This window comes from Novosphingobium hassiacum (assembly GCF_014196055.1).
Classification (GTDB): Bacteria; Pseudomonadota; Alphaproteobacteria; order Sphingomonadales; family Sphingomonadaceae; genus Novosphingobium; species Novosphingobium hassiacum.
Map to the genome: position 1 here is coordinate 62065 of NZ_JACICY010000004.1, position 18466 is coordinate 80530.

Consider the following 18466-nt stretch of genomic DNA (forward strand, 5'->3'; position numbering starts at 1 on the left):
GGGGGGTTTTTTTGGTGTGGTGTCCGTGGGGGGGGGCCGGGGGCCCCCCCCACCCGGGGGGGGGGGGCCCCCCCCCCCCCCCCCCCGGGGGGGGGGGCCCCCCCCCCCCCCCCCCACGAACGGGGGTTAGTGCGTAAACCGTGACTGCGCGCGATTTCAGCTCGACCATTTCCCCCGCCCGCGCCAAATCGTACGCACGCTGCCCATCGACCATCAGCGCGGAGTAGGCAGGCGGGACCTGCTCGATTGGGCCGGTGAAGCGTGAAAGCACGTCCTCGACCTGCGCCCAGGACGGTCGCACATCGCTCTCCGCCACGACCTTTCCTTCAAGGTCCAGCGTATCGGTCTCGCGCCCGAACTGGACCGTGAATTCGTAGACCTTGCTCGCATCGAGCATCCGCCCGCACAGCTTGGTGGCCTCGCCGACGCCGATCGGCAGCACGCCGGTCGCCAGCGGATCGAGCGTGCCGCCGTGCCCGACCTTGACCTTGCCGAAGCCCGCTTGCCGCAAGTTGCGCTTCACCGCCGCTACGGCTTGGGTCGACCCCAGCCCCAGCGGCTTGTCGAGGATGATCCAGCCGTCGACCACGCCTTACATCGGCTCCGGACCGGCGACTGCGGTGGCGAGCCAAGCGAGTTGGCTGCCCATCCACTGGACCGGCGGCATGACCACCCGTTCGATCAGCCGCAGTTCGGGAAACAGATAAGGGAAGATCACCAGAACCGCGAACACCACGATAAAACCATAGGGTTCGATCTTGCCGTAAACACGGGCCAGCGGTGCGGGAAGGATTCCCATGACGATCCGCGAACCATCGAACGGCGGGATCGGCAGCAAATTGAACGTGCCCAGAAACAGGTTCACGATCAGGAAGTTGCGCAAGTTGTCCGATACGAAAAGCGTCGCCATACCGGGATCACCCATCGTGTCGGTCGCGCGGACCAGCAGGCCAAGCCCGATTGCCGCGAATGCCGCCAGGATGAAGTTGATACCCGGTCCCGCCGCCGCCACCGCGACCATACCCCAGCGCGGGTTACGCAAGCGGCGGAAGTCCACCGGCACCGGCTTGGCCCAGCCGAACACCGGCGCACCGGTCAGCTTTAGCAACCCCGGCAGGATGATCGTGCCGAACGGATCGACATGGCGCAGCGGGTTAAGGCTAAGCCGCTTGGCTTCGGCCGCGGTCGGATCGCCCAGCGCCCGCGCCATCCAGCCATGCGCGATCTCATGGAAAACGATCGCCATGATCATCGGGATTGCAATCGTGGCAATTTGCCAGACGATACCTTCGAGGTTCATGTCAGTAGCCCAGTCTTTCGCGGTCGCGCTCGACAATCGAAAAGACCGCGCTGTCGCGCAGATACCCGGTCCAGGTGATCATGTGGTTGCGAAGCACGCCTTCCAGCGTCGCACCGATCTTGCGGCAGGCGGCTTGCGAACGTTCGTTGCGCGTATCGACGCACAGCTGAATCCGCTTGAGCCCGCAGGCAAAACCGTGCGCGATCAACAGCCGCTTCATCCGCCCGTTGACCTTGTTCTGACGGAAGCGCGGCGAAAGGTAGGTGTTGCCGATCTCGGCGCTGAGCCAGCGAGGGTTAGCGTCGATCCAAGCCGTGACGCCGGCTATTTCGCCGCCCGAGACTGCCGCGAAAGGCAGACGTGCAGGGTTTGTCAGCAGCTTGTAGAACGAGTCGTCAAAAGCGTCGGGAGCGTAGCTGAGCGCGTACATTTCCCAGATGTTCTGGTCTTCAGCGCACACCGCTTTCAGCGCAGCGCGGTGCTCCTCGCGCAAGGGCTCAAGCGTCAGGTCGCCGTCCCGCAGCGTGACGAGCAGGCCGAGAGAATCGTCCTTGGTCATGTCCCTGCCCCGTCCATCGCTTCGGTGAAATGCTTGCGGCAGAGCGCGACATAGCGGTCGTTGCCGCCGATCTCGGTCTGCTTGCCCGCGCGCACGGCCTCACCGCTTTGGTCGATCCGCAGGTTCATCGTCGCCTTGCGCCCGCAGTGGCACACGCCCTTCAGCTCCACCAGCGCATCGGCGATGCCCAACAACGCTGCGGAGCCCTCGAACAGTTCGCCCTGAAAATCGGTGCGCAGCCCATAGCAGACGACCGGGATGCCGGCCTTGTCCGCGAGCCGCGCCAGTTGCCACACCTGCGATTTGGTCAAAAACTGCGCTTCGTCGACGAGGACGCACGACAGCGGGTGCGTCGCATGGGATGCAGTGACGGCGGTCCACAAGTCGGTCGTCGCGTCGAAGCGGTTGGCGGGCGCGTGAAGGCCGATACGGCTCTCGATAGCATGATCACCGCCCCGGTCATCGTGCGCTGCGGTCCACAACATGGTTTCCATGCCGCGCTCACGATAGTTGAAATCGGCCTGCAGCAGGTTGGTCGATTTGCCCGCGTTCATGCTCGCGTAGTAGAAATACAGCTTGGCCATGCTGCTTGGCCGTCAGCTTTCCGGATCGGCCGGGCCGAGGTCGCGCTTGACCATGGGGTCGTTGAGGATAGCATCGATGCGGCTGGCGACGTCGAAGCTCTCGTCCGCAAGGAACTTCAACTTGGGCGCGAACTTCAGGCGCAGGCGCTGGGCCACTTCGCGCTGGAAATAGGCGGTGTGGGTGCGCAAAGCCTTGAGCACCAGCGCCTCGTCTTCACCCAGCAGCGCCTTCACGAATACCGAGGCGTGCTGAAGATCTGGCGACATGCGCACTTCCGTGACCGATACCGTATGCGCGCTGAGCACATCGTTGTGCACGCTCTGCCGCATGAGCAGTTCGGACAGGATGTGGCGCACCTGCTCACCCACCTTGAGCAGGCGGACGGAACGGGCTTCGGGCGAGGACTTCTGCTGGGCCAAATTCAACTCATCTTTGCAAGAATGCGGGCGATAGATCGCACGTTGCGCGCGGTGCCCCGGCAGCCGAGGCGGCGTTCGATAAACGCGCCGGTCAGCTTGCTTTCGGCCACCCCGTTCGCGAAATCGATATAGATACAGCGGTTGCCGATTGCCAACTTTTCCATACCGCGCATCGCCTGATCCGCCGCCAGCTTATCGAAAGCAGTCTGATCGGGCTGGGTGCCGAGGAACATCGTGTGGACCAGATTGTCCGCGCCGATGCCGGTAAAGGGGTTGCCCTCGATGGCCTCTGCCATCGCCGCACGATCACGCACGGCGACGAAGCTGTCGAAGTCGAACCGGTCGAGCATGACGTGGGCGAACATGTCTTCGAGGCCGTCCAGCGGGCGATCGTCATAGTCGAACAGCAGATTGCCGCTGGCGACGACGGTCTCAAGCCCGGTCAGCCCTTCCCGCTCGAACGCATGACGCAAGTCGGCCATCGTCAGGCGATTGCCGCCGACGTTGATCGATCCGAACAGGGCGACGTAGCGGGTCACAGCAAACACTCCACCCGGCCGGCTTGCCGGAAAGGATGCCAATTTTCTCCCCTCCTGCCTGCGGGAGGGGTCGGGGGAGGGTATGTTGAGAGAGGTCTGCTAACAGGCCCTCCCCTAACCCCTCCCGCAGGCGGGAGGGGGATTTTCGGTGTTCCGGCTTTGCGGAACGCTCTTTACAACGTCCGGTCGCGCATTTCGACTTCGAAGACTTCCAACTGGTCACCCGCCTTGATGTCGTTCGTGTCGGTCAGCAGCACACCGCATTCCAGACCGCCGCGCACTTCGGCAACGTCGTCCTTGAAGCGACGCAGCGACGAGATGGTCGTGCGGCTGACGATGACGTCGTTGCGCGTAAGGCGTGCGTGCAGCCCCTTGCGGATGACGCCTTCGACAACGAGCAGACCTGCCGCCTTGTCCTTCTTGCCGGCCGGGAAGACTTCCTTGACCTCGGCACGACCGACGACCGTTTCGATCGCCTCCGGACCCAGCTCGCCCGCCATTTCCGAACGGATATCGTCGGTGAGCTGATAGATCACGTCGAAGTACTTCATCCGCACCTTGTTGCGCTCGATCAGCTCGCGCGCCTTGGCGTTGGGACGGACGTTGAAGCCCACGATCGGCGCGCCGCTGGCCTGCGCCAGGTTGACGTCGCTCTCGGTGATCGCACCCACGCCCGAGGACAGGATGCGGACCTTGATCTCGTCGGTGGAGATCTTGTTGAGCGCGTTGACGATCGCCTCGACCGAACCCTGCACGTCGCCGCGAACGACCAGCGCATATTCGATGATCGCGTTCTTCGTGGCGAGCGCCGAGAACATGTTCTCCAGATTGACCGGAGCCTGCACGGTGCGCTTCGCAGTCGCCATTTCCTGACGATATGCTGCAACTTCACGGGCACGCGCTTCGGTTTCCACGACGGTCAGCGAATCCCCGGCCATCGGCACACCGCCGAGACCCAAGACCTCGACCGGCAGCGAAGGTCCGGCTTCCTTGATCTGGCGCCCCTTGTCGTCGAGCATCGCGCGGACGCGGCCCGACTGGGTGCCGACCACGAGAATATCGCCGACTTTCAGCGTACCACGGTTGACCAGCACGGTGGCCAGCGGCCCCTTGCCCTTGTCGAGCTTGGCTTCGATCACGGTCGCATCGGCGGCGCGATCCGGGTTGGCGCGCAGTTCGAGCAGTTCTGCCTGAAGCAGGATCTTATCGATCAGTTCGTCAAGCCCGGCACCGGTCTTGGCCGACAGTTCGACGTCCTGCACATCACCCGACATCGCTTCCACGAGAATTTCATGCTCGAGCAAACGTTCGCGGATCTTCTGCGGGTTGAATTCCGGCTTGTCCGACTTGGTGATCGCCACGATCATCGGCACGCCAGCGGCCTTGGTGTGGTTGATCGCCTCGATCGTCTGCGGCATCAGTCCGTCGTCGCCCGCCACCACGAGGATGACGATGTCGGTGACGTTGGCACCGCGCATACGCATCTCGGTGAAGGCTTCGTGGCCCGGCGTATCAAGGAAGGTGATGTGTTCACCGCCCTTGGTCTTGATCTGATACGCGCCGATATGCTGCGTGATGCCGCCAGCTTCGCCGCGCACCACGTCCGTGCCACGCAGAGCGTCGAGCAGCGAGGTCTTGCCGTGATCGACGTGGCCCATAATGGCGACGACCGGTGGCCGCACCTTGAGGGTTTCCTCTTCATCGACGTCGTACGTCGTGTCGATGTCGGCATCGCTGTCGCTGACGCGCTCGATATTGTGGCCGAATTCGGTGACCAGCAGTTCGGCGGTATCCTGGTCAATGGTCTGGTTGATGGTGACCATCATGCCCATCTTGAACAACGCCTTGACCAGATCCGCAGCCTTTTCGGCCATGCGGTTGGCGAGTTCCTGCACCGTGATCGCATCAGGCACGACAACGTCGCGGACCTGCTTGTCACGCGGCTGCGACTGCCCGGCGAAGTGCGCGCGCTTTTCCTTTTCGCGGGCACGCTTGAGCGCGGCGAGGCTGCGGGCACGAGCGCCCTCATCGTCGTTGAGCGCGCGGGTGACAGTCAACTTGCCTCCGCGACGGTCTTCGGTCTTGCGATCGCGCGGGGCACCCGAAGGCTTCTTGGCTGCCGGTTCAGGACGCTTGGCAGGTGCGGCGGATGGAACCGGCGTGAAGCGGCGCGGTGCCGGAATGGCGGGCGCAGCTTCGACTTCGGGCTCGGCAGCAGCGGCAGGCGCGGGCGCAGCTGCCTGAGCAACCGGTTCCGGCGCAACGGCGACTTCGGGCTCGGGAGCAGCAGCAGCAGGAGCAGGAGCGGCTTGCGTCGGGGCGGCGACGGGCTCTTCCGGCTGATCGCCACGCGCCTTGGTCTCAGCGCGGCGACGATCATCCTCGATAGCGCGCAGGCGTTCTTCCTGCTCACGCCGATTGGCCGCTTCGAGCGAATTGAGGCGGGCTTCCTCGGCTTCGCGCAGCAAGCGGGTCTGCATCTCCTGACGCGACTCACGACTTGCAGCAGGAGGCGGCGGAGGCGGCGGCGGGGCCGGCGGAGGAGCGACCGGCGTAGGCTCGGGCGCAGCAACGGGCGCTGCGACAGGCGCAGCTTCGCCCGGACGGCCCATCAGCTTGCGCCGCTTGACCTCGACCACCACCTTGTTGGTGCGGCCATGGCTGAAGGTCTGCTTGACCTCGCCTGCCTCTACCGAGGTCTTCAGACCCAGTGGCCTGCGGCCCAAGGTAGGCTTCTTGTCGCTATCGCTCATCGAACTCATTCGCCCTTCGTATCAATATCGTCGTTCGCGCCCGCGCCGTCATCCGGCTCGGCAGCGTCATCGGTCTCGTGCCCGAGAAAGTGCATCAGGCGCTGTAGCGGCCCAGCGACTCGCTCGGTCGCAATCGGGTCGGTTAGGCCTAAGTGTACGACGTTGTCGCGGCCCAATGCCACAGACAGCGCCGCCCGGTCCAGCGGCAAGATAATGCCTTTGAGACCCGTACCTTCCGCGCCCTCGCCCACACGCCATGCTTGCGCCAGCTTGTTGGGTCCATCGGTCCCCGCATCAGACGCATGCCCGAGGAACGTGACCGCTCCCGAACGCGCGCCTTGCGCGATGCGTTCGGTCCCGAGCAGCACGTTTCCGGCGCGCAATTCGATGCCGAGCCGGTCGGTCAGCGCGCGGGTGAGCGCGGCTTGCGTGCGTTCGGCAAGGTCTTCGGGAATGCGCAGCGAGGTGCCCTTGAACGCGCGCGCCAAGGCTCCCTTAAGTTTGCCATTGCCGAGCGCTTTTTCAAGGTCTGCGCGCGAAACACCGATCCACGCGCCGCGTCCCGGCGCACGCGCCAAAACATCGGGCAGCACATCGCCGTCGGGAGAGATGGCAAGGCGAATGAGATCGCCCCGCGCATCGTGACGCCCGGTCAGCACGCACTTGCGCTCCGGCGGGGTCTTACCCGTCGGCGTGCGGTCAGCTTTGTCGGAGCTTAGCGGCTCATTGCGAGGGTTCCGCATGGGCGGCCTCCTCGGCTTGTGGTTCTTCGTCGAACCAATGCGCGCGCGCGGCCATGATGATTTCGTTGCCCTGCTCTTCGTTCAGGCCGAATTCGCCGAGCACGCCGCCCTTGTCCTCGGTACGCTCCGAGCGTTCGGTGCGTTCACGCGGGGCCTTGTCGTTGCGGCGACGCTGCTCGACGCGCTTCTTGGCGATGAGTTCGTCGGTGGCAAGATCGGCCAGATCGTCGAGCGTCTTGATCCCTGCCTTGCCGAGAACGACCAGCATCGCTTCGGTCAGGTGCGGAATGTCGGCCAGCGCATCTTCGACGCCAAGGCCGCGACGCTGTTCGCGCAGGGCTTCTTCGCGACGCTCGATCGCTTCGGTCGCGCGGCTCTGCAGTTCCTGACCCAGTTCCTCGTCGAAGCCTTCGATCGCAGCGAGTTCCGCCAGATCGATGTAGGCAACTTCGTCGAGTTCGCTGAAGCCTTCGGCAACCAGCAGTTGCGACAGGGTCTCATCGACGTCGAGTTCTTCCTCGAACATCTTCGAACGCTCAGCGAATTCCTTCTGGCGCTTCTCCGAAGCTTCGGCCTCGGTCATGATGTCGATGGCCGAACCCGTCAGCGACGAGGCAAGGCGCACGTTCTGGCCACGGCGACCGATGGCGAGCGACAACTGATCGTCAGGAACGACGACTTCGATGCGGCTCTCTTCCTCGTCGATCACCACGCGGCTGACAGTCGCAGGCTGGAGCGCGTTGACGACGAATGTCGCGGTGTCGTCGCTCCACGGGATGATGTCGATCTTTTCGCCCTGCAGTTCCTGCACGACGGCCTGAACGCGGCTGCCCTTCATGCCGACGCAGGCACCGACCGGATCGATGCTGCTGTCGCGACTGATCACACCGATCTTGGCGCGGCTGCCCGGATCGCGGGCGGCGGCCATGATCGTGATGATGCCGTCGTAGATTTCGGGCACTTCCTGCGCGAACAGCTTCTTCATGAAATCGGGGTGCGCGCGGCTCAGGAAAATCTGCGGACCACGGTTCTGGCGCTCGACCTTCATGATCAACGCGCGGACGCGTTCGCCGACGCGCGGTACTTCGCGTGGAATCTGCTGGTCGCGGCGGATCACGCCCTCGGCCCGGCCGAGGTTGACGATCACGTGCCCGAATTCGACCGACTTGATCACGCCGGTGATGACTTCGCCGGCACGGTCCTTGAACTCGTCGTACTGGCGGTCACGTTCTGCGTCGCGGACCTTCTGGAAGATCACCTGCTTGGCCGACTGCGCATCGATACGGCCGAGATCGACCGGAGGCAGCGGATCGACGATGAAATCGCCGACGGTCGCGCCGGGCTGCAGCTTTTCAGCGGCCTTGAGATCGACCTGCTTGAAATAGTCCTCGACCACCTCGACCACTTCGACGACGCGCCACAGGCGCAAGTCGCCGGTGCGCGGATCGAGCTTGGCGCGGATGTCGTTCTCGGCGCCGTAGCGGTTACGCGCCGACTTCTGGATCGCTTCTTCCATCGCCTCGATGACGATCGACTTGTCGATCATCTTCTCGGTGGCGACCGCGTTGGCGATCGCAAGCAGTTCTGCACGGTTGGCGGAAATCGCACTCGCCATGGTCAGTCTTCCTGTTCTTCGAGGATTTCATCAACGCCGTCGATCACTTCATCAGCACCGGAGGTGTCGATCGGCTTGGTGGAAGCGATGAGCCTGTCGGTCAGGACAAGCTTGGCATATTGCACGTTGGCAAGCGGAAAGGTCACGCGGCCGGACTTGCGGTCGTCCAGCGTAACCACATCGCCCTCAAGACCGACGAGATCGCCGGTCAGCGACTTGCGGTTGCCATCGACCGGTTCGAACAGCGTGAAGCGCGCTTCGTGACCTGCCCAGGCGGCGTAATCCTTGGGGCGCGTCAGCGGACGGTCGATGCCGGGCGACGACACTTCAAGGCGATAGGCCTCGACGATCAGGTTTTCGCCCGCTTCTTCGAGCTCGTCGAAACGGGCCGAGACACGGCGCGACAGCGCGGCGCAATCCTCGATCACCAGCTGGCCGGTTTCGGGGCGTTCGGCCATGATCTGGAGCGTGAACTCTTCGTCGCCGATTTCACTGCCCTTGAAATACCGCACGCGCACGAGATCGAAGCCCAAGGCCTTGACCTCTGGCTCAACAACCTCGGTAATTCGTGCGATATCCGCCATGCATTCTCCATTCGCCGATCAGCAAAAGCGGAGCCGAGCCGGGACCGTCTGGTTCCAGCCTGACCTTGCTTTCACAATGTCGGGATGAGCGGCAAATAAGCGCAATTCCGGAAATTTGCAAGGCGCAATCGAAGTTGTCGGAGTTACGCAAAACAGACGACGCCAATTCATGGTGTAAAATGCCAACTCTCGGCAACGTTGCTAGAAAATGAACGGACACTTCTGGTGAAGAATGGCTGAATTTAGCCATTTCCGGGAATTGGCACGCCCCATGCAATGCTTGTTGCATGAGCCATTCAGGCTTTAGCGACCCGACCATGAGGACAAATCGATGACCACTTTCGCCCAGCGCATCACCGCCGCAGCAACCGCTTTCACGCTCAGCCTCGCGCTGATTGCCGGCACGGTGCAGACCCCCGCCCCGATGGGTGCCCCCGTTAGCCAGCAGGAGATGATCTGATGTCCGATCTTCGTTTCGATGATTCGCCCGTTCGCCCGATGACCAAGTCCGGCGGCTTCCGCCTCGACAAGGTTCGCGGCAAGGTGATGGGCGTCTGCGCCGGCATCGCCAACTACTTCAACGTCGACGTGACCCTGGTTCGCGTGGCGTTCGGCTTGGCAACGATTCTCGGCTTCGGCACCGCGATCATCGTCTATCTGCTGATCGGCCTGATCGCGGATTGAGCGAACTGCCTCGCCCCGGCCCCTCACCCTCGTCATTGCGAGCGTAGCGAAGCAACCCAGAGCGGCCACACACCAAATCTGGGTTGCTTCGTCGGCTACGCCTCCTCGCGATGACGAGGAGGGTTGTTCGATAAGGGTTTCGCCGGACTATTGTGCCTTTGCAAAAGGCGAGAAGTCGGTGCCAGTGTCGAACACCTCGGTGCCCTCGCGCTTTTTCAGCCAGCCGACCACCGCGTAAGTGACCGGCGTCAGCACCGCTTCCCACACGACCTTGAGCAGCCAATTGCTGACCATCACGGTCAGAACCTGGCTTGTCGTCCAGTTGCCGAGGAACGCCACTGGATAGAAGATAGCGCTGTCCACGGCCTGCCCGAACACCGTCGATCCGATCGTTCGGCTCCACAAGTGCTTGCCGCCGGTCAGGATCTTCATCTTGGCCAGCACGAACGAGTTGACGAACTCGCCCGCCCAGAACGCGACGACTGAGGCGAGCACGATCCGCCAGGTCGATCCGAACACGCTTTCATAGGCCGCTTGTCCGTCCCAGCCATCGGCAGGCGGCATCGCCACGACCACGAAGCTCATGAACGCCATGAAGATCAGCGCGAAGAAGCCCATCCACACGCAGCGCCGCGCATTGGCATAGCCGTAGACTTCGGTCAGCACATCGCCGATCACGTACGACACGGGGAAGAACAGGATGCCCGCGCCGAACGTATAGCCATCGATCTGCGCGAGCTTTGCGGCTCCGATCAGGTTCGATAGCAGCAGGATCGCCACGAACGACGCCATCACGTAATCGAAATAGCGGAAATGGCGGCGCGCGCTGGTTTGGCCGTCAATGCGGGATACGTGGGGATCGTTCATGACGCGCAGGCTTAACCCGGTTTGCACGATACGAAAAGCATGCTTAAGGGGCACGGGCGCGCGCCCGTAGCTCATCTGGATAGAGCGCGAGACTTCTAATCTTGAGGCAGCAGGTTCGAGTCCTGCCGGGCGCGCCAATCTATTATTCTACCGCTCCGATAGCTACTCGAGGTCGAGCTTGGCCCTCAGCGCATCGATCCGCTTCGAGGCATCGGCCTTGCTAAGGTTCTCGGGCGGCAGCTCCTCGCCTGCTTCCTCGGACAGCGTCGCGAGATAGGACGCCTGAGCTCCGGTCATAGGGTCGTCGCCGGATACCCAATTGTCTGGCGACTTTTCCGTGTTCGAGCCGGGATGTTCGTCGAGCTTGGGATTGTGCATCTGGTCAGCCATCGTACAGCACCTTGTTCCTGCATTGTTCGCATCAACGACGCGATGCTACAGGGGTTCCCGCTGGCCTGCGAACCAGTCGGCATAAGGCGTGTTGCGTGCCATGTGACGGTTGAAATCGGGTGCGCCATCGCTCCACCAGACTGGACCGCGCTCGCCCAGAGCGTGCTTGACGACGTCGACGGCAACGTGAGCCTTATGCTCGGCCTCCTCGTCTCCTGCGCGCCGGGATGCCGCGACGCTGCGGCGCGCGTCCATCAGGTCATCGACCAGTCGCTGTCGCCTGGCGTCGTCAAGTCCTGGATCGGACGTGCGCCAAAGCCGTCCGCGCACGACAATATACCGACCATCGGGCGTCGTGAGTAGCGCCGGCTTGGATGACTTGCCCCGTTGCGAAGCCGAGTCGCTCAAACCTTGAGAGCCGCCAAACCCAGCGCGATTGCGCCATATACCCCGGCATCCCCACCAAGTGCGGGCGGAACGATAAGCTTGTCGATCTCAGCCGAACCTTGACCGGGCATATAGCCGCCGAGAAAATCGACCGTCGCATTGCGAATGTCAGCGAGCAAGCGAGGCTGGCCCTGCCCTACGCCACCTCCGATAACGATACGCTGCGGCGACAGCGTCAGGATCAGCGACCCCATCAGTTCGGCGATGTCGCGCGCAACCAGTTGCCAGACGGGATTGTCGGGCGTCAGCATCTCGGCCCGGACACCTGCGCGCGCCGCGATGGCAGGACCGGAAGCCAGCCCTTCCAGGCAATCGCCATGGATCGGGCAGATGCCGCCGAAGTCATCACCTTTCGCGCGACGCACACGGACATGGCCGAGTTCGGGATGGAACGCGCCGTGGAGGGGCTTGCCGTCGATGACGATGCCGCCGCCGATGCCCGTGCCAATCGTGAGGTAGACGTGGACCGCGCAATCCTTGGCAGCGCCCCAGCGACCTTCGGCAAGCGCAGCCCCTGCGACATCGGTATCGAGTCCCACCGGCACGTCGAAGCGGTTGGCGATCCCTGCTATCAGGTTCGCGCCCGACCAGCCCGGCTTGGGCGTGTTGACAATCGCGCCATAATCGGGCGCGGCGGGATCGAGCCGCAAAGGCCCGAAGCTGCCGATGCCGAGTGCGCGGAACGGTTCCGCTTGCGCTGCGACGGAAAGCCAGTCGGCAATCGCTCCGAGCGTCTCGTCCGGATCATCGCCGGTCTGCCACTGCTTCCGATCGAGGATCTGTCTGCCGCGCGCCATGACCGCGATGCATTTGGTCCCGCCCAGCTCAACGCCGGCAACGACGGGCGCCGCGGCGCTCATGCCAGTGTCGCGCTCGCAGCGTCGAGCACGAGCTTTTCCGGCACGGCTGGCGTGCCGCCGAAGTGGCGTCGGGCGATGGAAGGGTCGGTTGGTTCTTGCATAAGTCCGGGGCGGTCCACGAAGCTGATTACGCTGAGGTCGTCAAGCACCAGCCAGCTATACGCCTGCAGGGGTGCGTCGGACGGATTGGCGAAGACGAGGCCGGTGCCGTTCAGCGGCTGCCACGGACCCTCAAGCGAGTGCGCGACCATGCCGTAAAGCCCGGTCGGCCCTGATGGCCCACCGCCTGCGAACACCTTGCGCTGGGTCGACCAGAAACAATAGTAAAGCCCTGCGTGATGGACGACATGCGGACGCTCTAGTTCGTTGTTCAGCTCGTCGGCGGTGATCAGCGGCGGGAGCAGGGTCCACGCGCCTTCCTCACGTTTCGCCACGCCGACCGCGCCGTTCCAATCGGATCGCGACTGCGCCAGTGACGCTGCGAACACGAGGTACTCCGCTCCATCGGCTGGGTCGCGGAACCATGCTGGATCGCGAAACGCCTTGATCGTGCCGATGCCGCCGCCGCCAGACATTTCGTGCGCATAGATCACGCCATCGGCCTGCACCGATTCGACGGGTGGCGACCACGCGCCAAATCGCGGCACTTCGCCCGACAGGTCGAGCGGCGCACTGGTCTCGAACAGGCGCTGGTCGACGCTGACGGTTGCTTCGCCGCGATGTCCGGCGGCGGTGTAGAACAAGGTGACGCGATCGTGCTCGGGGGAGACGATCGCTGAACCCGACCATTCGCGACTGCCGGGGCTGAAGCCGTCGGGCAACAGGTTGCCAAGATCGCGCCACCCCTCGCCCGTCTGGTGCATCAGCCGTAGCCGTGCGAGCGCATGGCGCTGTTCGGGATCGGGCAGGACCGGGGCCGAGAGCAGGATCTGCAGCGTGCCGCCCGCGATGACCGCAGTCCGCCCATCCAGTTCCTGCACCGGCCAGTAATCCCACAGATCGAAGCCGGGTAGGACCGGCGCGACCGCACCCGGAGCGATCGGCGCGGCGCAGACGACAGGTCGGTCGGCGATTGCCGCGACCGCGCTCGGGGACCAAACGGTTGTCATGATAGTTTGCTCGGCCAAAGCTCCGGGCGCGCACATGGCGCACCCGGAGGACATGCTCAGAAGTCGAACTTGATCGCGGCGGAAACGGTCCGGCCGTTGATCGAACGCGCGCGGACGATGCCGTTGGCGGGGATCGAACCTTCCTCGGCTTCGGTGTAGCCCGTCGTGTCGAACAGGTTGTTGGCGTTGACCGAAACCTGCACCCGATCAAGCGGACGCACGGACAGGAACGCGTTGACCTGCGTGAAGCCGGGCAGCTTCAACTGGTTGCTGTCCTGCGTGAAGCTCGATGTCGTGCCCACTGCAGCCGCACCGATCGTGAACATCCCCGACGAATACTGCGGGGCGATGCGGTAGATGAACTCGGCTTGCCGACGCGGACGATTGCCGATGACGGCGCGGTCGTTCGACTGCAGGATCTTGGCGTTGGTGTAGGTCCCGCTGGCGGCGAGCGTGAAGTCACCGATGCGGTAGCTGCCTTCGAGTTCGAGACCATACGCGCGGTAGGTGTTCGACGTGGAGCGCTGGGTCGTCGCCTCGTAGTTCTGTTCCTGGGTCTTGGCCCAGAAACCGGTGGCGTAGAGGTTCACGCCGCGATCCTGATACTTGACCCCGGCTTCGGCCTGGCGGACGAAATCGACCGGACGGGCGCCGGGCAGCAACCCACCCGATGTCGGGCTGGTGTTGCCGCCGAAGACGTAGCGATCGGCATTGGCACGGCCGCCACGACTGTAGCGGGCGAAGACCGAGAGGTTGTTGGCGATGCGATAGTTTACGCCTGCCGAGTACGACCAGTAGTTGAAGTCGTAATTGACCGGCCGGGTGGCGTTTAGCGGCACGACCGTGGTCTGCGTCTCGGGCTTGGAAATCACGCCGTTGCCATCGACGTCGAAGCTCGTGACGGGGCCATCACCGACGACGAAGCCGCGCGCCTGTCCGGCATCGTAGCGCACGCTGCCGTCGATAGTCAGCTTGTCAGCGTTGTAGCTGGCCGAAATGAACGGCGCATTCGTGTCAAAGTCGAGGTTGTAGCTGCGACGGCAGCAGTTGCCGAAGAACGACGCGCTTTGTGCAATCAGGCCGTTGTCGGTCTGCAGCACGCCGCTTGCCGACCGCACGTTGAGCAGCGCCGCGTTGTCGCCCTGCGCATCGAGCAGGTACGAGGTCCAGGTCCAGTCCATGTCGATGGTCTGGCGCGACTTGTAGAAGCCGAGCGACAGGTCGACCGAACCGCTGCCGGTCTCGAACTTGCGGTTGATGCGCAAGTCGTTGGTGATGTTGTCGAGGCTGTTCAGCGCGGTGTTGAACATGACGATACCGATCGCGTTCGACGTCGTCGGGTTAGCATAAAGCTGGCCTGCACGCGGGCCGTTGGCATACGTCACGACCGAGCCTGCGCCACCGATGCCGTTGGCAAGGTTCTGGGCCGTATCGACCGTTGCCGGGAACGGCGAGATGAACCGGCCACCGATATCGGCGTAACGGAACTTGTCGCTGACCGTCCAGCCATCTGCCACTTCGAATTCGGTCTCGAAGCCGACAGACTTGACGATTGGATGCATGCCGTCGCGGACATCATCGGTGGCGCGGTTGTTCTGCCCGTCGAGCGTGACGACGCGGTTGAAATAGGCGCTGTGGATCGTGTCGTTGTTGGGACTGAGGTCCGGCAGTGCGGAATATTCGGGCGAACCGTTCGAGCCGGTCACGCGCACCGGGCTTGGCAGGTAAGCGATGGCGCGGTCGTCCAGATACTTGAAGTTCAGTCGGAAGAAGCCGCCATCGAAGGTCTTGGTGACGTTGCCCTTGATCTGGCCGCCCTTGTTGCCTTTGTAGCCAGCGCGACGCGGGCCTTCTCCGGCACGGTAGAAGCCGCCGACGTTGAAGCGGACGCTATCGCTCAAGGCTCCGCCGTAGACGGCGTCGATGCGGTACTCGTCATAATCCAGCCCGCCGCTGGCCTGGATCGAGCCACCTTCGACGTCGCCGGTGCGCGAGATCAGGTTGATAACGCCGCCTGGCGAATTCGACGCGAAAGTCGAGGCCGAGCCGCCGCGAACCGATTCCACGCGGGCGATGTTGAGGTCGGTGCGCAGGAAGATGTCCGCGTTGCCGAAGGCAATGTCGCCGTATTCGAGGATCGGCAGGCCGTCTTCCTGCAATTGCAGGAACTTCGCGCCACCGGTCGAGATCGGGATACCGCGCGACTGGATGTTGGCGTTGCCTTCACCACCCGACGATTCAGAGCGGATGCCGGGCAGGTTGCGGAACAGTTCGGCAGCCGAACGTGGCGATGCCGTGGCGATCGCGTCGGCATTGAGCGAGCTGACCGAAACCGAGCTGTCGAGCCGGTTGGCGCTGCGCGCAACGGCGGTGACGATGATTTCTTCGTTGGCCACGGCTGGATCGCTGGCCTGGTCGGCAGCGGAATCCTGTGCGTGAACCGGAACGGCAAACATGAACGCGCTGGAAGCCAGCAAAAGGGTGCGCCTGGTCAACATCTCACTCTCCTGATGAATCGCCGTTTATGCGGCTTGGCGCTGCTTGTAAGCGAATCGCGCAAACGTTTGCAAGAGCAATTTGCAAACGTTTGCGAAAACAGTTATCGGTGTGGCATGGCGGCGCAAGTTCGCCCATGGAGAGCGACATCATGAGCCACTCGACTGGAAAACCCCACCTGTCCTTCGGGCGCATCTTGCAGATGAACCTCGGGTTTCTGGGGCTCCAGTTCAGTTTCGGGCTGCAGCAAAGCAACATGGGTCCGATCTACAGTTATCTCGGTGCAGACGAAGGCTCGATGCCGCTGCTGTGGTTGGCAGGCCCGATGACCGGACTGATCATCCAGCCGCTGATCGGATCGATGAGCGACCGCACGCGTAGCCGATTCGGACGCCGCACGCCGTACTTCCTGATCGGCGCGGTGCTTTGCAGCCTGTGCCTGTTCGCGATGCCCTATAGCCGCACGCTGTGGATGGCGGCTTCGCTGCTGTGGGTGCTCGATGCGGCGAACAACGTAACGATGGAGCCCTATCGCGCCTATGTCAGCGACCGGCTGGACGAGAGCCAACGGCCTCTCGGGTTTCTCAGCCAGAGCGCGTTTACAGGGCTCGCTCAGACGCTGTCCTACCTGGCACCATCGATGTTGGTATGGTGGGGCATCGACAAAGACATGCTCGATGCCAACGGCATTCCCGAGATCACCCGGATCAGTTTCCTGATCGGCGCTTTCCTGTCGCTAGCCACGACCGTGTGGTCGGCCTGGCGCGTCCCCGAACTACCGCTGACGCCCGAAGAGGATGCCGCGATCACCGCCGATCCGCTGTCGCTGCGCTCGACCCTAACGGGCCTGCGCGATGCGATCCGCGAGATGCCGCCGACCATGCGGCAACTGGCCCTTGCCATGCTGTTCCAGTGGTTCGGCATGTTCTGCTATTGGCAATACGTGGTGCTGGCGCTCGCCCGCAACGTCTTTGGCACAAGCGATCCGGCGAGCACCGGCTTTCGCGACGCGAGCCTGCTGAACGGCCAACTCGGTGCGTTCTACAACTTCGTCGCGTGCATTTCGGCGTTCGCCATGGTGCCGTTGGCCAAGCGCATGGGCGCAAAGCCGATCCACGCCGTCGCCATGGTCGGCTCGGGCCTGGCCATGCTGACCATCGCCGCGACTGGATCGATCCCGCTGCTGGTGATCGCGATGGTCGGCATCGGCATCGGCTGGGGAAGCCTGATGGGCAACCCCTACCTGATGCTTGCCAATGCCATTCCGCCCGAAAAAACAGGCGTTTACATGGGGATCTTCAACATGTTCATCGTCATCCCGATGATGGTCGAGATCCTGGTCGTGTGGCTGGCCTATCGCCCCGTTCTCGGCGGAGACCCGCGCAACGTGCTCGTGCTGGGTGGAGTGATGATGCTGGCGGCCGCAGTCGCGACGATGGTGGTACGCACATCGCGCCCACAACCTGTCGGCGCTGAGGCCTGAAGGTCAGGCAGAGCCGCGCAGGATCAGCTCTGGCTGCATCGCCACCGATTGGACCTCACCGCCCTCCATCCGGCGGAACAGCATGTCGACCATCAGCTTCGCGCCGCGCGCCACGTCCTGTCGCACCGTGGTCAATGGCGGCGTGGTGTGCGTCGCGAGCAGCACGTCATCATAGCCAACCACGCTGACATCCTGCGGCACGCGCTTGCCATGAACCGCTAGCGCCCGCAGCGCGCTCATCGCGATGACGTCGGACGCCGCCACGATCCCATCAGGCGACGGGTGCCCACCGAGATAATCCTCGATCGCGCTGTACGACGATTCGCTGGTCAGATGAACCGGAAGCAGCGTCGCCTTGCCGCTTCCCGCCTGCCGGAGTGCCTGTTCAAACCCATCGTAGCGCGCGGCGAATTCGGGCACATCGGTATTGCCGAAAAACGCCAGTCGGGTGCGGCCTTGCGCCAGCAGGTGCTCAGCCGCCATGCGGCCGCCCGCGACGTTGTCGGTGCCGACGGTCAATTGCGCCCTGCCGGGCGTGCCCGCGCCCCACACGATCATCGGGCGATAGCGCCGCGCGACGCGCTCGATCACCTCGATCTGATTCGACTGCCCGATCACGATCAGGCCATCGACGCGGCCGCCATCGACGATCGCGTCGAGCCAGCGATCATCGTTGGGGATCACCCGCGACAGCAACAGGTCGTGCCCGCGATCGGCGATTGCATCGGCCAGCGGGCCGAGCAGGCTCATGAAGAACGGGTCGGACAGGTGTTGCTCGGCTTCGTGCCCGAGCGGGAGGACCACGCCGATTGCGCCGGTACGCTTGAGCCGCAGGTTGCGGGCGGCCTGATTGACCTGAAAACCGTGCTCCTGCGCCAGCGCGACGATGCGCGTCCGCGTCGCCTCGGCGATGACCGTATTTCCGGCGAGCGAGCGCGACACCGTGGCGACCGAAACGCCCGCGATCTTCGCAAGGTCGGCAAGCGTGATGGCGGTGCGCGTTGTCATCGCCTGCTTGTGCCAGATCGGCCCG

At 63.6% G+C, this 18466-nt stretch carries 20 protein-coding genes and 1 tRNA gene; 4 read left to right on the top strand and 17 right to left on the bottom strand.

Annotated features, from left to right (window positions below):
* The 10 genes from truB to rimP form a co-directional block, all read right to left on the bottom strand.
* Positions 1 to 589: tRNA pseudouridine(55) synthase TruB (gene truB, locus GGQ88_RS09755; RefSeq protein ID WP_183613218.1), on the bottom strand; the 589-nt coding region annotated here is incomplete at its 3' end.
* A gap of 3 nt (positions 590 to 592) precedes the next feature.
* The gene (locus tag GGQ88_RS09760) at positions 593 to 1300 is read right to left on the bottom strand and encodes a site-2 protease family protein (protein ID WP_183612977.1); all 708 of its coding nucleotides are present in this window, start codon (positions 1298 to 1300) and stop codon (positions 593 to 595) included.
* A 1-nt stretch (position 1301) separates the two neighbouring features.
* Complete coding sequence (locus GGQ88_RS09765) at positions 1302 to 1859, bottom strand: GNAT family N-acetyltransferase (protein ID WP_183612978.1); 558 nt, start codon at positions 1857 to 1859, stop codon at positions 1302 to 1304.
* Positions 1856 to 2443, bottom strand: a complete 588-nt coding sequence (locus GGQ88_RS09770; protein WP_183612979.1) for a thymidine kinase — start codon at positions 2441 to 2443, stop codon at positions 1856 to 1858. Before GGQ88_RS09770 ends, GGQ88_RS09765 begins: the two co-directional genes overlap by 4 nt.
* Before the next feature lie 12 nt (positions 2444 to 2455).
* Complete coding sequence (gene rbfA / locus GGQ88_RS09775) at positions 2456 to 2863, bottom strand: 30S ribosome-binding factor RbfA (RefSeq protein WP_183612980.1); 408 nt, start codon at positions 2861 to 2863, stop codon at positions 2456 to 2458.
* A gap of 2 nt (positions 2864 to 2865) precedes the next feature.
* On the bottom strand, positions 2866 to 3402 hold the full coding sequence (locus GGQ88_RS09780) for a DUF1697 domain-containing protein (RefSeq protein WP_183612981.1): 537 nt from the start codon (positions 3400 to 3402) through the stop codon (positions 2866 to 2868).
* A gap of 173 nt (positions 3403 to 3575) precedes the next feature.
* Positions 3576 to 6155 carry a translation initiation factor IF-2 gene (gene infB, locus GGQ88_RS09785; RefSeq protein ID WP_183612982.1) on the bottom strand — a complete coding sequence of 860 codons (2580 nt, stop codon included), beginning with the start codon at positions 6153 to 6155 and terminating at the stop codon, positions 3576 to 3578.
* A 5-nt stretch (positions 6156 to 6160) separates the two neighbouring features.
* Positions 6161 to 6898, bottom strand: a complete 738-nt coding sequence (locus GGQ88_RS09790) for a DUF448 domain-containing protein (RefSeq protein ID WP_183612983.1) — start codon at positions 6896 to 6898, stop codon at positions 6161 to 6163.
* Positions 6879 to 8513, bottom strand: coding sequence for a transcription termination factor NusA (gene nusA, locus GGQ88_RS09795; protein ID WP_183612984.1), 1635 nt, complete (start codon positions 8511 to 8513; stop codon positions 6879 to 6881). The genes GGQ88_RS09790 and nusA overlap by 20 nt, the downstream gene beginning before the upstream one ends.
* A 2-nt stretch (positions 8514 to 8515) precedes the next feature.
* The gene (gene rimP / locus GGQ88_RS09800; RefSeq protein ID WP_183612985.1) at positions 8516 to 9097 is read right to left on the bottom strand and encodes a ribosome maturation protein RimP; all 582 of its coding nucleotides are present in this window, start codon (positions 9095 to 9097) and stop codon (positions 8516 to 8518) included.
* A 331-nt stretch (positions 9098 to 9428) separates the two neighbouring features.
* On the opposite strand from rimP, the gene GGQ88_RS21545 reads away from it, so the two are divergent.
* Complete coding sequence (locus GGQ88_RS21545; protein WP_281372438.1) at positions 9429 to 9557, top strand: hypothetical protein; 129 nt, start codon at positions 9429 to 9431, stop codon at positions 9555 to 9557.
* Positions 9557 to 9781 (top strand): PspC domain-containing protein, encoded by a 225-nt coding sequence (locus GGQ88_RS09805; protein WP_183612986.1) that lies wholly within the window; start codon positions 9557 to 9559, stop codon positions 9779 to 9781. The genes GGQ88_RS21545 and GGQ88_RS09805 overlap by 1 nt, the downstream gene beginning before the upstream one ends.
* Before the next feature lie 147 nt (positions 9782 to 9928).
* On the opposite strand, the gene GGQ88_RS09810 is transcribed toward GGQ88_RS09805, so the two are convergent.
* A complete protein-coding gene (locus GGQ88_RS09810) occupies positions 9929 to 10648 on the bottom strand; it encodes a queuosine precursor transporter (RefSeq protein ID WP_183612987.1) in 720 nt (239 codons plus the stop codon).
* Positions 10649 to 10708: 60 nt separating this feature from the next.
* On the opposite strand from GGQ88_RS09810, the gene GGQ88_RS09815 reads away from it, so the two are divergent.
* A tRNA-Arg gene (locus tag GGQ88_RS09815) sits at positions 10709 to 10785 on the top strand.
* 25 nt (positions 10786 to 10810) lie between these two features.
* Here the strand turns inward: GGQ88_RS09815 and GGQ88_RS09820 are convergent.
* The 5 genes from GGQ88_RS09820 to GGQ88_RS09840 are packed head-to-tail and all read right to left on the bottom strand — an operon-like array spanning position 10811 to position 15952.
* The gene (locus tag GGQ88_RS09820) at positions 10811 to 11038 is read right to left on the bottom strand and encodes a DUF3072 domain-containing protein (protein ID WP_183612988.1); all 228 of its coding nucleotides are present in this window, start codon (positions 11036 to 11038) and stop codon (positions 10811 to 10813) included.
* Positions 11039 to 11083: 45 nt separating this feature from the next.
* Entirely contained in the window at positions 11084 to 11446 is a 363-nt protein-coding gene (locus GGQ88_RS09825) for a hypothetical protein (RefSeq protein WP_183612989.1), read from the bottom strand.
* Positions 11443 to 12345, bottom strand: coding sequence for an ROK family protein (locus GGQ88_RS09830; RefSeq protein ID WP_183612990.1), 903 nt, complete (start codon positions 12343 to 12345; stop codon positions 11443 to 11445). Before GGQ88_RS09830 ends, GGQ88_RS09825 begins: the two co-directional genes overlap by 4 nt.
* Positions 12342 to 13454, bottom strand: coding sequence for a glycoside hydrolase family 68 protein (locus tag GGQ88_RS09835; RefSeq protein ID WP_183612991.1), 1113 nt, complete (start codon positions 13452 to 13454; stop codon positions 12342 to 12344). The genes GGQ88_RS09830 and GGQ88_RS09835 overlap by 4 nt, the downstream gene beginning before the upstream one ends.
* A gap of 56 nt (positions 13455 to 13510) precedes the next feature.
* Positions 13511 to 15952 carry a TonB-dependent receptor domain-containing protein gene (locus GGQ88_RS09840; protein WP_183612992.1) on the bottom strand — a complete coding sequence of 814 codons (2442 nt, stop codon included), beginning with the start codon at positions 15950 to 15952 and terminating at the stop codon, positions 13511 to 13513.
* Positions 15953 to 16101: 149 nt separating this feature from the next.
* Between GGQ88_RS09840 and GGQ88_RS09845 the strand changes: the two genes are divergently transcribed.
* Positions 16102 to 17433 (top strand): MFS transporter, encoded by a 1332-nt coding sequence (locus GGQ88_RS09845; protein ID WP_246385820.1) that lies wholly within the window; start codon positions 16102 to 16104, stop codon positions 17431 to 17433.
* A 3-nt stretch (positions 17434 to 17436) separates the two neighbouring features.
* On the opposite strand, the gene GGQ88_RS09850 is transcribed toward GGQ88_RS09845, so the two are convergent.
* Positions 17437 to 18441 (bottom strand): LacI family DNA-binding transcriptional regulator, encoded by a 1005-nt coding sequence (locus GGQ88_RS09850; protein WP_183612993.1) that lies wholly within the window; start codon positions 18439 to 18441, stop codon positions 17437 to 17439.
* Positions 18442 to 18466 lie beyond the last annotated feature (25 nt).